Below are 14143 nucleotides of genomic sequence, written 5' to 3'. Positions count from 1 at the left end.
TCGACCAGACCAGAAACAAAGGAATCCCATGCTCGAGGTCACCCACATGCAAAAGATCTACCGCACCGCCGACACCAGCTTTGAAGCACTGCGGGACGTGCATTTCACCGTCGCCCCCGGCGAATTCGTCTGCCTGGTCGGGCCCTCCGGCAGCGGCAAAACCACGCTGCTCAAGTGCATGGCTGGGCTGATGAAACCGTCGGCCGGTTCGGTGCGGGTAGCCGACAAAGCAGTCTCTGGCCCGCCGGAAGGACTTGCCCTAGTCTTCCAGGAGTACGGTCGCAGCCTGTTTCCCTGGCTGCGCATCGCCGAGAACGTCGAGCTGCCGCTCAAGGAACTGAGACTGCCGAAGAAGGAACGGCTGGCGCGGGTCGCCGAAGCGCTGGCTCATGTCGGCCTCGAGAACTCGGCGAGGTCGTACCCGTGGCAACTCTCCGGTGGAATGCAACAGCGGGTGGCCATCGCCAGGGCTATCGCCTACCGGCCCGACGTGCTGCTCATGGACGAACCCTTCGCGGCCGTCGACGCCCAGACGCGGGCCGAGCTGGAAGACCTCGTTCGCACGATCTGGCGCGACTTGAAGATCACGACCCTGTTCGTCACGCACGACATCGACGAGGCCGTCTACCTGGCCGAGCGCGTCATCGTGCTCTCGTCAACGCCCACCATCGTGCAGCGAGAGATGATCGTCGACCTGCCTGCGGAACGCGATCAGCTTTCCACCCGTTCGTTGCCGCGATTCTCCGAGCTGCGCCATGACTTGTATGCAGAGATTCAGAAGGCCAAGACTCACTCGGCACTCACGATCACGGCATAGTCCATTCCCGCGCGCCCCGGACCACCGTCGCGTCCAGCTCCTCGCTCCGCAGAATGCGGGGGAGCAGACTGTGCCGGGCGAAGATCTCGGCCGTATGCGGAGCCTGCCGCTGCCCGGTCTCGACGAGCAGGCATCCGCTGGAAGAGAGCCAGTGTGGTGCGGCGGCACTGATGCGCCGCTGAACGTCGAGGCCGTCGTCGCCACCATCGGCCGAAGCGCGCGGCTCATAGAGTCGGGCCTCCATCGGCATCTGTTCGACCTCGTCCGTCGGCGCGTCGGTGCGTTGGCCACAATGATGTCGACCCGCCCCGTGAGCGACGCACGCGGCGGCGCGAACAGGTCACCCTGCAACACCTGAACGCGGTCAGCCAGGTTGCGGCGAGCGCAGGCCACCGCGATCGGATCGATGTCGACCGCGACCAGCCCCGCGCCGGGTCGGGGCGCGACCAGCACGGTTGCCAACGCGCCGGATCCGCAACAGAGATCGACGATGACCGCCTCGGGTGGACACAGCGCCAGGGTCTGCTCGACCAGGAACTCGGTGCGGCGACGCGGCACGAACACGCCAGGGTCGACCAGAATATGCCGGCCGCAGAACTCGGCCCAGCCCACAATCTGCTCGAGCGGCACGCCCGCGAGACGGCGCTCGATCATCGCGCTGAGCTGGTCGGGCGACTGCTGCACGGACTGCAGCAGGCCGGCCTCCTCCTCGGCAAAGACGCAGCCGGCAGCGCTCAACCGTGAAGTGATGCCTACCAGATCGGGGGTGGGTGCAGGCATGGGACGCCTCCTGTCGACGGCGGGCAGAAGCATCCTGCGCCCGGGTCTTGAAGGGTGCGCGAACTGTGATTACCCTGAAATCATGTGCCGAAACATTCACGTCCTGCATAACTTTGAACCCGCCGCGACCGCCGATGAGGTACACGCGGCGGCGCTGCAATACGTGCGCAAGATCAGCGGGTCGACGCATCCGTCGAAGGCGAACGAAGAAGCCTTTTAGCTGGCCGTGCACGAGATAGCGCGCATCTCTCGGCACCTGCTCGAAGATCTGGTGAGCTCCGCACCGCCGAAAAACCGGGAAATCGAGGCCGAGAACGCCAAAGCGCGCTCGCAGAAGCGGTTTGCTGCGGCCTAGCGGGTGTGATGTTCCGCGTAGAGCACCATCACGGCCGCCACCACGCTTGCCGCCGCGCCAAAGGCAACGCCGAAGGCGATGGTGATGCCCGCATACAGTCCGTCGTCCAGCATCGTCAAGACTGCGGCGATCGTCAGGGACAGCAACACCACACCGCCCATCGCGCCCAATGCGGCCGCTGTCGTGCGCAGGCGCCGCGATTTAGTGAGCTTTCGATCAGCAATCGCCACCGCCACGAGACCGCCCAGCAAAGCGACCGCCCCGATAACGAGGCCGATCACGCCATAATTCGCCATGGAACGCACGACAAACCAGAACCGAAACTCGGTTTCACCGCTGCCGGCGTCGGTCATGACGACTGCGACGCAGGCCGCTATCAGAAACCCCACGATCGGTGCGAACACCGCGATGCGCCAGTAGCGCCGAACTATCATGTGCCCACCCTACGTTGCGACGGTTCGCACCGGCATTCTAGAAATCGACCCAGGCGCTGGGCAGCGGATGCTCCAGCCGCTCTGGCCGGGTGCGCTCGCTTCGTCGCTCAGCCCGGTGCACCAGAAACGCTGCCGCGATCCCCGCCGCGATAGCGAGCGCCACCGTGAAGGTAATGATGAGGTACGCCCAGCCCGCTCCGATTATTCCCTGCACGGTGGCGAACACGATTCCGAGAATCAGCACGCCACCGGCCGCACCGAGGGAGGCCAGGGCGGTGCGCGCACCCGACGATTTTGCGAGGTGCCGGTCGAGGCCGCCAACCAGAACGACGCCGCCGACCAGCGCGGCGATGCTGACGACCAGGCCGACGGCACCGAAGCCCAGAATCGCCCGCACGACGCCTTCGATCGTCTGGCCGGCTCGCGCCTGGGGGTTACTGCCCAAGGACATCACTCCCACCACGGCGGCACCGAGGAGGAACCCGATCACGGGCGCAACCAGCGCGATGCGCCAGTAGCGGTGAACCATCATGCGTCCAACCCTAAAATGCGGAGATTGACTTGAACGTATCTAGTCCTGATAACTCTTAATCGTTTCGCGGATGTCATTCGCAAATAGGTAGATCTCATCGAGAGTTTCAATAGGGTGGCGAGTCTCGACCTTCTCAGCGTCGAAGACTCCAAGATACTTCTGCTTCTTTCCGTTGAAGTGAAGTCGAGCGACCGGCTTGCGATTGTTGTCATCGAGAAGAACAGCGAAATACGACTTGGAATCCCTGTGCATCACTCGCTGAGGCTTCACCTCGCTGCAGGCGATCGCCTTAACGATTTGATACCCTTCCAACTCCTCAAGGGTCGTCTCAATCTCCGTGTCACGGGCGAGATCAACTTCAACAATGTCGTGGCTGTTGATGACACCGCTCTCTGTTGCTGAAGCTCCTGAGAAGTTCGACCCGCCTAACGCCGACTTCAAGCGGTCATTGACCTGGTCATTCAGGAACTGCTTCGTAGACTTTGCGACCAGGGAAGTAAACTGCTCACGGACTTTCTGCGTAAACGCACCCTCATAGACTCGCGTCGTGAAGAATCGAATCCAGTCGTCTTCGGGCTCCGTGAACTGAGCTGCGATAGTGCGCTTGATTTGACCAATGTACTTGAGCTCTTCAGCCGAGTTGATGATCGAGTCGAGATCAAAGACTTCCTTGGTGAGCTTCCGCAGTTCCGGAATCAGTGTTTCATCGATGTCCATCAAATCGAGAACCAGAAACGGCTTCTCGTCCATGCGGTTGGGTGCATCCAGGTCCGTGTAGAACTGGTAAATCTCGCCATTCGTGAGAACGGCGATACGCGCATTGGTGACCGCGAAGTAACGGAAGAGTTGCGAGGCGTGTTCTATCTTCAATGCTTCCGTGGATTTCTTGCATTCGATGAGGATCTGGACCTCACCGTCGCGCATAATCGCATAGTCAACTTTCTCGCCCTTTTTCACGCCGACATCAGCGGTAAATTCGGGGACAACTTCCAATGGATTAAAAACGTCGTAGCCCAAAATGGTCGAGATGAACGGCATGATAAACGCGTTCTTGGTTGCTTCTTCAGTCTGAATTGCTTCGCGCTGGTTGCGCACCTTGAGAGCCAATGCCCTGATTAGTTCTGCAAATTCCATGATTCCCCCGGTTTGTGGATCGCTACCTTCGACCTTATCGAAACAATTTAGAGTCTCAGACGAGCCTGAAACCTCAAACGGTACCGCGTGGCACGATCCACTCGTGTCTGAACCGGGGCATTACCCTCGCGACATACTCGAAGTCACTGTCGTAGTGCAAAACCGTCGCATCATTTATGAGAGCGTATGCGGCGATAAGCGTGTCGACCTCACCGACCGACCGCACGAGCGCGGCATGCCAGAGTCGGTTTTGGATGACTAAAGATTCGTCGATTGTGGGCGCACGTGGGCAATCGCTAAAGGCCGAGAGCGGAGTCCACGCGCTGTCATGCTCGGGCCCATTTCGTGCGCTGAATCCAATTTCTATGGCGGTCGGCGCGCAAACCCAGATTGAGGCGGGGCTGTGCAGCTCGACGACTTTGCGCAAGGCGGCCACAAGACTGGGCGACGTACCTAACCGGGCCCACACGCTGTGGTTGATGATGAACCGTTTGACCTGAAGCCGGGCATGGGACGAATTGTGAGACGTCGAAATCGGGGATCCGTCCTATTCATTCGTCGAGGTCGAAGCGCTTTGGCTGTGGATCGAGGTGGAGAGCCGCAATTGCGTCAATGGCGACTAATTGCCTGCGCCGCATGACAGCCTCGCCGATGGCGAACGCGACCGCCTCCTTGTTCGAACGGAGCCCGTAGGCTTCCTTAAGCTCACGAAGCAGGGCAGGATCGGTGTCGATGACCCGGTCCTTCAGGTGTGCGCCGTAGTAGGCGGACTGCCGCGACATGACCTCTCGCATGGACTCGTCCCGGCTATCGTCCTACTCTGTTTCAGCGGTTTCCACGCAGAATCTGGCCCTGTCCGACGGACGCACATTGCGAGTGCACGACAGCGCCGACGCGCATTCCCAAAAGGATGCCTTCACCGTGCTCGGGCACCGCGGCTCGCCGCAAACCGGGGCACTGCTCGAGCCGGTGCTGGTGGCGGCGGCCGTGCGGGGCATCCGTCTGGTGTCGTATGGCAGGCCGAGCTACGGCGGATCGACCGGCTGCGCGGGCGCACCGTTGCCTCGGCCAGCGCCGACGTGGCCCAACTGGCCGATCAGCTCGGCCTCGAGCGGTTCGCGGTGATGGGTGCATCGGGAGGGGGTCCGCATGCGCTCGCCTGCGCCGCGGTGCTTCCCGAGCAGGTCCCAGCCACAGCCTGCCTGGCGAGCCTCGCTCCGCTGCAAGCGGATGCCCTCGATTGGTTCGGCGGGATGGCCTCCGACGGGGAGTCCCTGCGCGTCGCCCTGCTCGGCCGTGCTGCCCGCGAAGAGTTCGAGCTGACCGCCGAATTCGATCCCGAAAGTTTCAACGACCGCGATTATGCGACCCTGGCTGGCACCTGGGCGTCCCTTGGAACCGATGTCGGCTCGCGGCAGCAGACGGAACCGAGGGGCTCGTCGTCGACGACCTGGCCTTCGTGCTGCCGTGGGGATTCAGTGTTGCCGACATTGTGACACCGGTGCTGTACGCGCAGAGCGGCCGTGACCGTGTCGTGCCGCCACCGCACGTGACCTGGCTGCTGCAGAACACGCCCGAGATGGAATTGCGGCTGCGGCCTCGGGACGGCCACAGTTCCGTGCTGAACGCCTGCGCCCTCGCGATGGACTGGCTCTGCGCGAGCACGACTAGTCCTTGTCGGTTGGGATGAACCGCGTTAATGTGACGGTCACGCCGTGGCCAGCACCGGAAGGACACGAGATTGAAATTTGTTCGTGCTCCGAAGCCGTCCCGCATCATCTGTCGCTCCTTGGCCGCGCTCGCGCTGGGTGCCCTCGTCGCCACCTCTTGTGCGCTGCTGCCGACCAATGTCGCCGACGCTTCGACCTCGAGCAGCGTGCGGACCGCTCCCGATCTGGCCAAACTGTGCGCCAAGCTCAAGATCACGGTCGCCAAGACCCTCCTGTGCAGCCACGGACCCGACCCGGTCGAGGCGTTCGGCGGCGCGGCCAGGCTGAAACAGACAGCCGCTGCGGCAGAAGAGAGCGTTCCCGCCGCACCGGCCTCTGAGCTGACCGCACTGTGCAGCGCCGGCGGTGTGAGTGGTAAGCGCATCGAGGTGATCTACGGGGTTCCGCAGGATCGCACCAACCGGTACGCAACAATGTTGACACCCCTGCGTGACGTGATGCGGCAAGTGAACAACAATCTCGAGGCAGCGGGTGCCGCTACCAGCCAGAACTACCGCTTTTTGTGCACCAACGGCGTCGACGTCACGGTGCGCAACGTGACCCTGCTGCCGGTCGGATCCGACGCCACCTACGACTTCAACGACTACGTCTGGAGCCTGCAAAATCAGGTCGCATTCGGGCTGGGACCGGTCGACTTCATCGCCAATGATCGTCTGTACATCACCTATATCGATCAGATTCAGGATGTCTATCCCGACGGAGGTCAGGGTGAGCTCTCGATCGACGACCAGCCGAATCCCGCGCTGAACGCCAACAACGACACCCGGCCGCGCTATTCGATGTCGGCCTACCTGGACCTGCTCGTGATCGCCCACGAAATCGGCCACAATATCGGGGCGGTGCAGTACTCGGCGCCGCATTCCAGCCAGGCCGGCCACTGCTACGACGAGGCCGACCTCATGTGTTACGACGACGGCGGGCCGCACTTCGCCGCGGGCGGCACCCTGACCTTCACCTGCCCGGGCACCGAATGGGCCATCGACTGTCACGACGAGGACTACTATTTCTCGGGCACGCCGCCCGCGTCGAACTACCTGGCCACGCACTGGAACACCGCCAGGAGCGGTTTTCTAAGCCCGATTGTGGCGGCGGAGGTCCCGCCGACCGTCACGGCGAAACCACCGGTCAGCCTGGCCATCCGGGTCGCGCAGACCGCCAACGCGACCGCAACCTTCAGCGAAGCCGTGCAGGGGGTGTCGACGACAACGATGCGGGTGAAGAATCCGGCCGGCACGGTTCTCTCCGCCGCGGTCAGCTACAACGCGACCACCCGGGTCGCGACGCTCAATCCGACCGCGACCCTCGCGCCGGACACCAAATACAGCGTCAGCCTCACCGGCGGGGCCGCAGCAATCCGTGACGCGACGGGCACACCGCTGGTGTCAACCAGCTGGAGCTTCACGACCGGCCCAGCGCCGACGATCACCACGCGCACTCCCGCCAGCGGGGCGACGGGTGCCAGCCGCACCGCGAGTGTCTCGGTGACGTTCAGCGAGGGAATGGCGGGGGTGGCGGCATCCACTTTCAGGCTGAAGAACACCGCGACCGGCGCTGCGATCGCCGCCGTCGTCTCCCGAAGCGGCACAACGAATCAGTGGATTCTGAACCCGGGCAACACCTTGGCCGCCACCACCAACGTCACCGTCACGGTCACCGGCGGCAGCAGTGCCGTGCGTGATCTGGCCGGCAACCCCGTCTCGACGAGCATCTGGAGGTTCACCACCGGCAGCTGACGGCGGGGCAGCTAGCATCGAGGGATGCCTGACCTTGTCTGCTCCGAGTGCGCCGCCGTCTATCCGGTCGCGAGCCTGGTCTGGCGCTGCACCTGCGGCGGCCTACTCGACGTCGCCGAATTCGACATTAAAGTGGATGCCCAGGCGCTGCCCGGCCGCGCCCCCTCGCTCTGGCGCTATGCCGAGGCGCTGCCGATCGCCGTCGACCCGGCGATCACCCTGGGAGAGGGCTTTTCGCCCCTCGTGCCGTCCCGCTCTCTGGCCCACGTACAGCTCAAACTCGACTTTCTGCTGCCGACGCTCTCGTTCAAAGACCGCGGCGCGGTCTTGCTCGCAACCCTCGCCCAACGGCTCGGTGTGACCAACGCCATGGTCGACAGCAGCGGAAACGCCGGCACGGCGATGGCCGCCTATTTCGGGCGGGCCGGCATCGGCTGCACGGTCTACGTTCCCGAGTCCACCTCGCCCGGCAAATTCGCGCAGATGCGGGCGCACGGCGCCACGGTCGAGCTGGTACCCGGCTCGCGCGCGGATACCTCCGCGGCGGCCCTTCGGGCAGCGGGCCGACCCGGCGTCATGTACGCGAGCCACGTCTATCACCCGTACTTTCTGCACGGCGTGAAGACCTACGGTTATGAGATCTGGGAGCAGCGCGGGCGCTCGCTGCCCGAGACGGTGGTGGTTCCGGTCGGCAACGGCACGCTGGTGCTCGGCTGTTACCTCGCCTTCAGCGAGCTGGTCGCCGCTGGTCTCGCCGAGCGGATGCCGCGGATTGTCGCGGTGCAGGCATCCGCTTGTTCGCCGCTGGAACAGGCCATGGCGCAGGGATTTGCGATGCCCGCGGCGGTTGACGGCGGCGCCACGATCGCCGAGGGTATCGCCATCGCGGCGCCTCCCCGGGGCCGGCAGATTCTGTCCGCCGTGCGTGCCACCGGTGGCACGATCGTTTCCGTCAGTGACCGGCAAACCGCGGGCGCGCGCCAGGAATTGGCCGATGAGGGACTCTTCGTCGAGCCGACCTCGGCTGTCTGCTTCGCTGCCGTGCGCGCCGCCGTTGATTCGACGTTCGACAAAGCCAGCCCCACCTGGGCGGTGGCCGCGAGCCTGCTCACGGCCGAGTCCGTGGTCGTGCCGCTGTGCGGCGCCGGCCTGAAATCGCCTGTGTGATGAAGGACTTTGACGACGACGGTCCCGCTTGCCCGGCCTGCGGCACCGAGATGATCCCGGACGGCGTCGACACCGCTGACGGTCTGGAAGAGTGCCATCGGTGCCCCAGGTGCCGGCTGGTCATCGTCGTGCCCGGAGATGCCCCCGAGAACACCCAACTCCGTGAATAACTTTTCAATTGCAGAAGAATCGCATTTATTCTCTCGACTTTCTTGGGAAAGACTCACTGTTCTTGCGCCAATCTGGGTTTATCAGCCGATAGCGGCTCGTTGAGTCAGAAGTTCCGGCTCAGCCCAACTCACACGTCGAAGGAATTAACATGACTGTCTACCGGAAAGACATCGCGGCCATCGAAGCCCTCAAACAGCAGGTTGGAAGCAGCTGGGACGCCATCAACCCGGAGTCTGTCGCCCGCATGCGTGCCCAGAACCGTTTCAAGACCGGCCTGGAGATCGCGCAGTACACGGCCGACATCATGCGCAAGGACATGGGGGAGTACGACGGAGATTCCTCCATCTACACCCAGTCGCTCGGTGTATGGCACGGCTTCATCGGCCAGCAGAAGATGATCTCGATCAAGAAGCACCTCAAGACCACCAACAAGCGCTACCTATACCTGTCCGGCTGGATGGTTGCGGCGCTGCGCAGCGAATTCGGTCCGCTCCCCGACCAGTCCATGCACGAGAAGACGACCGTTCCCGCTCTCGTCGAGGAGATCTACACCTTCCTCCGCCAGGCCGACGCCCGCGAGCTCGACCTGCTCTTCACCGGCCTCGACAACGCCCGCATCGTTGGCGACGACGCCAAGGCAGCTGCGATCCAGGTGCAGATTGACAACTTCGAGACCCATGTTGTGCCGATCATCGCCGACATCGATGCCGGCTTCGGTAACCCCGAAGCCACCTACCTTCTGGCCAAGAAAATGATCGAGGCTGGCGCCTGCGCCATTCAGATCGAGAACCAGGTGTCGGACGAGAAGCAGTGTGGCCACCAGGACGGCAAGGTCACCGTTCCTCACGAAGACTTCATCGCCAAGCTGAACGCGGTTCGCTATGCGTTCCTCGAGCTCGGTATCGAGAACGGCATCATCGTCTCGCGCACCGACTCGCTCGGTGCCGGCCTCACGCAGAAGCTTGCCGTGACGTACACGCCCGGCGACCTGGGCGACCAGTACAACTCCTTCCTCGACGTTGACGAGATCACCGAAGCCGACCTCGGCAACGGCGACGTCGTCATCAAGCGCGATGGCAAGCTGCTTCGCCCGAAGCGCCTGGCCAGCAACCTGTTCCAGTTCCGCGCCGGAACCGGCGAGGCGCGTTGCGTGCTCGACAGCATCACGTCGCTGCAGAACGGTGCCGACCTGCTCTGGATCGAAACCGAGAAGCCGCACATCGGCCAGATTGCGGGCATGATGAACGAGGTGCGCAAGGTCATTCCGAACGCCAAGCTGGTCTACAACAACAGCCCGTCGTTCAACTGGACCTTGAACTTCCGTCAGCAGGCCTACGACGCACTCCTCGCCGAGGGTAAGGACGTCTCCGCTTACGACCGTGCCAAGCTCATGAGCGTCGACTACGACGAGACCGAACTGGCCGTGAACGCCGACGAGAAGATCCGCACCTTCCAGCGCGATAGCTCGAAAGAGGCTGGCATCTTCCACCACCTCATCACCCTGCCGACCTACCACACGGCCGCACTCTCGACGGATGACCTGGCCAAGGGCTACTTCGCCGACCAGGGCATGCTCGCCTACGTCAAGGGCGTGCAGCGTCGCGAAATCCGTGAGGGAATCGCCACGGTCAAGCACCAGAACATGTCGGGCTCCGACCTGGGTGACAACCACAAGGAGTACTTCGCCGGCGAAGCCGCGCTGAAGGCTGGCGGCGTGAACAACACGAGCAACCAGTTCGAGGAACCGGCTTTGAGTAGCCACTAAGTTAAATCGGAGTAACGAAGAGGCCTCAGTCGAAAGACTGAGGCCTCTTCGTGTGCCCGAACAGCCGTTGACGAGACAGCCTCTGACGAGCGGATGCGCCGAGCCGGTCACCGGGTCGCGGCGGGTATTCTCTGCGTTGAGGTCGCGGTCTTGCCCGCGACTTCGTTGGTCGGGGCAATCGCCAGGATGGCCAGGACGCCGGCGATGACTGCGAGGCCGACCCAGCCGAGCGTAGTGAGGCGTTCGCCGACGATGAGCACAGCGAGGATGGCCGCTATTGCCGGTTCGGTGAGCGTGATCGTTGTGGCGGTGCTGGCCGAGACGCGGGTCAGGCCATAGCCGAACAGAAGGTAGCCGAGGAACATCGGAATGATCGCCATGTACGCGGCAACGCTGAAGGCCTGGGTGGATGCGAGCAGCGGGGCGCCGGTGACAATGAGCACGGGCAGCAGGAGCGTGCCGCCGAGCCCGAACACGAAGCCCATCGATGCTGCGCGGCTGATGCCTCGGTTCATGAGGCGGTGTGCTGCCCAGGAATAGGTGGCATAGGTTGCCCCGGCGAGGAGTCCGAGGGAGATGCCGGCCACGGTCTGACCGGCCGACTCTGCGGCATCCGTCATCTTGGACAGGCACAGCAGCGTGCTGCCGATGATTCCCAGGCCCGCCGCCAGGGCCCACCACCGGCTGAGTCGTTTGTGTTCGAGCAGGAATTCGAGGAGGCCGGAGGCGAGGGGCGCGGAGGCGAGTGACACGACCGATCCGATCGCGACGCCCGCGAAGTGCATGGAACTGTAGAAGGCGAGGGGGTAGATCATGACCGCCACCGCGCCGAGAACGATCAGCCGCAAATTGCCGCGCACGGCGGGTAGGGCGGCCCGAAGCGCGGGGATGGCGATGACGGCCTGCAGAATCCCCCCGATGCCGAGAGCCGCTGAGCCGACCGCGAGCGGCCCAACGCCGGGCGCGAGAGTCGCGGCGGTTCCGGTGGTGCCCCACAGAAGGGACGTGACGGTGATCGCGCCGATTCCGGCGAGGCGATGCCGATTCACAGCGCCTCGATCACGGCTGGGGCTTGGCCCGCCCGACGCTGTTCTTTCCAGCCATCCACAACCTCCCCGATCAGGTAAATCAGTCTATCTACTGGTCTGGAGCTCCGTCTGTTCGCGGGTGCGCAGGTCGCGGTGGTGTGCCGCCCGACGGGGAGGGAATGCCCTTGCCGAATACGGCGAGGATTCCGAGAGCGAATGCAATGTCGGTGGCCGTGGGAATCGGTCAGCGTTTGCGGCATCAACCCAACATGCGCATCCCCCGTACGGTCAAGTTCAGACGCTCAGCGATCCCTGCCGCCGTCATCGAGGACGAGCATGGGAGAGTGGGCTCACGGCTGAATGTCAGCCGACTTTGGCAGCGCTGCTCGCCCCCGTAGGAGAAGGTTAGGCATGGAACATTTCGATGCGATCGTGGTTGGCGCCGGGGTGGCGGGGCTGGCCGCTGCTCGACTGCTGGCGAACGCCGGCCGCCGCGTCGTGGTGCTCGAGGCCCGCGACCGTGTGGGCGGCCGGGTCTACACGGATCGCGCCGACGGGTTCGTCACCGACCGCGGCGCATCGTGGATCCACGGCATCACCGACAACCCCGTCGCAGCAGCGGCCGCAGCATTTGGGATGCCAACCATGGAGTTCACGGTCGGCGGATACCAACCGGACAGCCGCCCGATCGCGTACTACGGTCCGAGCGGTGAGCGACTCCCCGATGATGCCGCGCGGGCCTTCACCGACGACATCCGCTCGGTTGATGCCGCGCTCGTCCAGGCGGTCGCTGCGTCAGAAACGGATGCCTCCTACCGCGACGTGACCGAGACAGCGCTCGCTGGCCAGGGCTGGCACCCGGCTCGGGCCGAACGTGTGCGGGAGTTTTTGCAGCACCGCAGCGAAGAGCAGTACGGGGTTTGGATCGACGATCTTGCCGCCCACGGACTCGACGACGATGTCATAGAGGGTGACGAGGTGGTTTTTCCCGACGGCTATGACCGACTGGCCACGCACCTCGCGACCGGACTCGACATCCGCCTGGAGCACGTCGTCACCCACGTGCGATGGTCCTCAACGGTCGTCACGGTCACGACAGACCATGGCATTCTGACGGCGGACACGGCCGTCGTGACGGTGCCCGTCGGGGTTCTCCAGTCACCGGAGTTCACCATCGAACCGCCGCTCCCGGAACCAAACGTGGGCGCCTTGGGGCGGCTGACGATGAACGCGTTCGAGAAGATTTTCCTGCGGTTTCCGACGAAATTCTGGGACGACGGAGTCTTTGCAATCCGGCAACAAGGACCCGAGGGTCGCGCGTGGCACTCCTGGTACGACCTGACGGCCCTGCACGGAACGCCTACCCTGCTGACTTTCGCCGCCGGGCCTGCGGCCCGCGAGATCCGTAACTGGACTGACCTGCAGGTTGTCGACTCGGTTCTGGCGCAGCTGCGGAGGCTGTACGGCGACAAGGTGGAGTTTCCAACCCGGGTTGACATCACCGCGTGGCAGGACGATCCCTTTGCTCGTGGTTCCTACGCGTACATGACGCGCGGCGCCACCACGGCCGACCACGACGACCTCGCGACGCCCGTCGGCGGGGTGCTCCACATCGCCGGAGAGGCGACCTGGACGGATGACCCTGCCACGGTCACCGCGGCGCTCTGCTCCGGCCACCGCGCCGCATCGAACGTGCTGAACCGGGAGATCCCAATCGCTGAGATGTGGGCCGGCCGATGACCGGGGCGCAAAGGTCGCGACGACACGCGACAGAGCGCGGCAGACTGATCCGTTCGCTCACCGCAAGATAACGATCGCCAAGAAGAGCCACTATATGGACCTACTCATGGCCAGGATTCGGGCCTTCGGTGGTGGCATGCAGACGCTACCGATTTCTAAGGTCAAGGACCGGCTGAGTGAGTTCGTCGACGCGGTGTCGCTCACTCACGAGCAGGTGACGATCACGAAAAATGGATTCCCGGTGGCGGTGTTGATCGGAGCCGATGAATGGAATTCGTTGCAGGAGACGCTCTTTTGGCTCTCTCGGCCCGGGACTCTTGCTGCCGTCGCCCAAGCGCGCCAGGAGCTGGTCGACGGTCGCACGATTGGCGAGGACGAGATACGCGCCGAGTTCAACGTTCCCCGTCGATCGTCGAAGTGAGCTCGGACGACGAGAAGAGCGACGAGGTCGAATTCGCTGGTTCGGCCCGCCGAGATTTACAAGGAGTACCGCCCCGGATTGTGCCAGCGATAATTGAGTTCGTCTACGGAGACCTCGCCCGATGCCCGCGGCGAGTTGGTAACCCTTTGCAACGCGAACTCGAAGGTCTGTGGAGCGCGCGCCGTGGCCCCTATCGCATTATTTACGACATCGTCGAGGAACGGCTGGTGATCATCGTCGTGCAGGTGGATCACCGCGCCGATGTGTATCGGCCCAGATAGTTGCAGCCTGAACGCAACGAACAATTGCTGCAACTGGCGTGACCGGGGCTTTCAG

At 63.6% G+C, this 14143-nt stretch carries 17 protein-coding genes and 3 pseudogenes; 11 read left to right on the top strand and 9 right to left on the bottom strand.

What is annotated here, in order from left to right:
• The first annotated feature begins 28 nt into the window (after positions 1–28).
• Positions 29–817: an ABC transporter ATP-binding protein gene (locus tag E3O11_RS00340; RefSeq protein WP_092448788.1), complete on the top strand. Its 789-nt coding sequence runs from the start codon at positions 29–31 to the stop codon at positions 815–817.
• On the opposite strand, the gene E3O11_RS18530 is transcribed toward E3O11_RS00340, so the two are convergent.
• Positions 807–1061, bottom strand: a complete 255-nt coding sequence (locus E3O11_RS18530) for a class I SAM-dependent methyltransferase (protein ID WP_307725672.1) — start codon at positions 1059–1061, stop codon at positions 807–809. The two genes, E3O11_RS00340 and E3O11_RS18530, sit on opposite strands and share 11 nt — an antisense overlap.
• Positions 1055–1471, bottom strand: a pseudogene (locus E3O11_RS18525) (N5-glutamine methyltransferase family protein); the annotation flags it as partial. The gene E3O11_RS18530 and the pseudogene E3O11_RS18525, both read right to left, overlap by 7 nt.
• On the opposite strand from E3O11_RS18525, the gene E3O11_RS17950 reads away from it, so the two are divergent.
• Both E3O11_RS17950 and E3O11_RS00330 read left to right on the top strand, forming a co-directional pair.
• The gene (locus E3O11_RS17950) at positions 1400–1561 is read left to right on the top strand and encodes a hypothetical protein (protein ID WP_241991213.1); all 162 of its coding nucleotides are present in this window, start codon (positions 1400–1402) and stop codon (positions 1559–1561) included. The pseudogene E3O11_RS18525 and the gene E3O11_RS17950 overlap by 72 nt on opposite strands.
• 118 nt (positions 1562–1679) lie before the next feature.
• Positions 1680–1952: pseudogene (locus E3O11_RS00330) on the top strand (DUF2277 domain-containing protein).
• On the opposite strand, the gene E3O11_RS00325 reads toward E3O11_RS00330, so the two are convergent.
• The 5 genes from E3O11_RS00325 to E3O11_RS00305 all read right to left on the bottom strand — a co-directional run bounded on the left by E3O11_RS00325 (position 1949) and on the right by E3O11_RS00305 (position 4834).
• Positions 1949–2386 carry a hypothetical protein gene (locus tag E3O11_RS00325; RefSeq protein WP_092448787.1) on the bottom strand — a complete coding sequence of 146 codons (438 nt, stop codon included), beginning with the start codon at positions 2384–2386 and terminating at the stop codon, positions 1949–1951. The pseudogene E3O11_RS00330 and the gene E3O11_RS00325 overlap by 4 nt on opposite strands.
• Before the next feature lie 37 nt (positions 2387–2423).
• Positions 2424–2918, bottom strand: coding sequence for a hypothetical protein (locus tag E3O11_RS00320; RefSeq protein WP_092448786.1), 495 nt, complete (start codon positions 2916–2918; stop codon positions 2424–2426).
• A 39-nt stretch (positions 2919–2957) separates the two neighbouring features.
• Positions 2958–4052, bottom strand: a complete 1095-nt coding sequence (locus E3O11_RS00315; RefSeq protein WP_092448785.1) for a type I restriction endonuclease — start codon at positions 4050–4052, stop codon at positions 2958–2960.
• 73 nt (positions 4053–4125) lie between these two features.
• On the bottom strand, positions 4126–4521 hold the full coding sequence (locus E3O11_RS18625) for a PIN domain-containing protein (protein ID WP_373866146.1): 396 nt from the start codon (positions 4519–4521) through the stop codon (positions 4126–4128).
• An 82-nt stretch (positions 4522–4603) separates the two neighbouring features.
• A complete protein-coding gene (locus E3O11_RS00305; RefSeq protein ID WP_134479338.1) occupies positions 4604–4834 on the bottom strand; it encodes a hypothetical protein in 231 nt (76 codons plus the stop codon).
• Here E3O11_RS00305 and E3O11_RS17945 point away from each other — a divergent pair.
• From E3O11_RS17945 to E3O11_RS00285, 5 genes are all read left to right on the top strand, one after another.
• The gene (locus E3O11_RS17945) at positions 4833–5177 is read left to right on the top strand and encodes a hypothetical protein (protein WP_241994599.1); all 345 of its coding nucleotides are present in this window, start codon (positions 4833–4835) and stop codon (positions 5175–5177) included. The genes E3O11_RS00305 and E3O11_RS17945 overlap by 2 nt on opposite strands.
• Complete coding sequence (locus E3O11_RS17940; protein ID WP_241994598.1) at positions 5132–5548, top strand: alpha/beta fold hydrolase; 417 nt, start codon at positions 5132–5134, stop codon at positions 5546–5548. The genes E3O11_RS17945 and E3O11_RS17940 overlap by 46 nt, the downstream gene beginning before the upstream one ends.
• A 245-nt stretch (positions 5549–5793) precedes the next feature.
• Complete coding sequence (locus tag E3O11_RS00295; protein ID WP_241994597.1) at positions 5794–7515, top strand: Ig-like domain-containing domain; 1722 nt, start codon at positions 5794–5796, stop codon at positions 7513–7515.
• Positions 7516–7539: 24 nt separating this feature from the next.
• Positions 7540–8682, top strand: coding sequence for a threonine synthase (locus E3O11_RS00290; protein ID WP_092448783.1), 1143 nt, complete (start codon positions 7540–7542; stop codon positions 8680–8682).
• 319 nt (positions 8683–9001) lie between these two features.
• The gene (locus E3O11_RS00285; protein WP_092448782.1) at positions 9002–10618 is read left to right on the top strand and encodes an isocitrate lyase; all 1617 of its coding nucleotides are present in this window, start codon (positions 9002–9004) and stop codon (positions 10616–10618) included.
• 107 nt (positions 10619–10725) lie between these two features.
• Here E3O11_RS00285 and E3O11_RS00280 read toward each other — a convergent pair whose 3' ends face one another.
• Positions 10726–11667 (bottom strand): EamA family transporter, encoded by a 942-nt coding sequence (locus E3O11_RS00280; protein ID WP_092448781.1) that lies wholly within the window; start codon positions 11665–11667, stop codon positions 10726–10728.
• 151 nt (positions 11668–11818) lie between these two features.
• Positions 11819–11890: pseudogene (locus E3O11_RS00275) on the bottom strand (Na+/H+ antiporter NhaA); the annotation flags it as partial.
• 167 nt (positions 11891–12057) lie between these two features.
• Here E3O11_RS00275 and E3O11_RS00270 point away from each other — a divergent pair.
• The 3 genes from E3O11_RS00270 (at position 12058) to E3O11_RS00260 (ending at position 14088) form a co-directional block, all read left to right on the top strand.
• Complete coding sequence (locus E3O11_RS00270; RefSeq protein WP_092448780.1) at positions 12058–13386, top strand: flavin monoamine oxidase family protein; 1329 nt, start codon at positions 12058–12060, stop codon at positions 13384–13386.
• 106 nt (positions 13387–13492) lie between these two features.
• Positions 13493–13807, top strand: coding sequence for a type II toxin-antitoxin system Phd/YefM family antitoxin (locus E3O11_RS00265; RefSeq protein WP_277871241.1), 315 nt, complete (start codon positions 13493–13495; stop codon positions 13805–13807).
• Positions 13804–14088, top strand: a complete 285-nt coding sequence (locus tag E3O11_RS00260) for a type II toxin-antitoxin system RelE family toxin (protein ID WP_092448779.1) — start codon at positions 13804–13806, stop codon at positions 14086–14088. The genes E3O11_RS00265 and E3O11_RS00260 overlap by 4 nt, the downstream gene beginning before the upstream one ends.
• Positions 14089–14143: the final 55 nt, after the last annotated feature.

The organism is Cryobacterium levicorallinum, assembly GCF_004402405.1.
Lineage (GTDB): Bacteria > Actinomycetota > Actinomycetes > Actinomycetales > Microbacteriaceae > Cryobacterium > Cryobacterium levicorallinum.
This window is presented reverse-complemented; position numbering and strand designations above follow the sequence as displayed.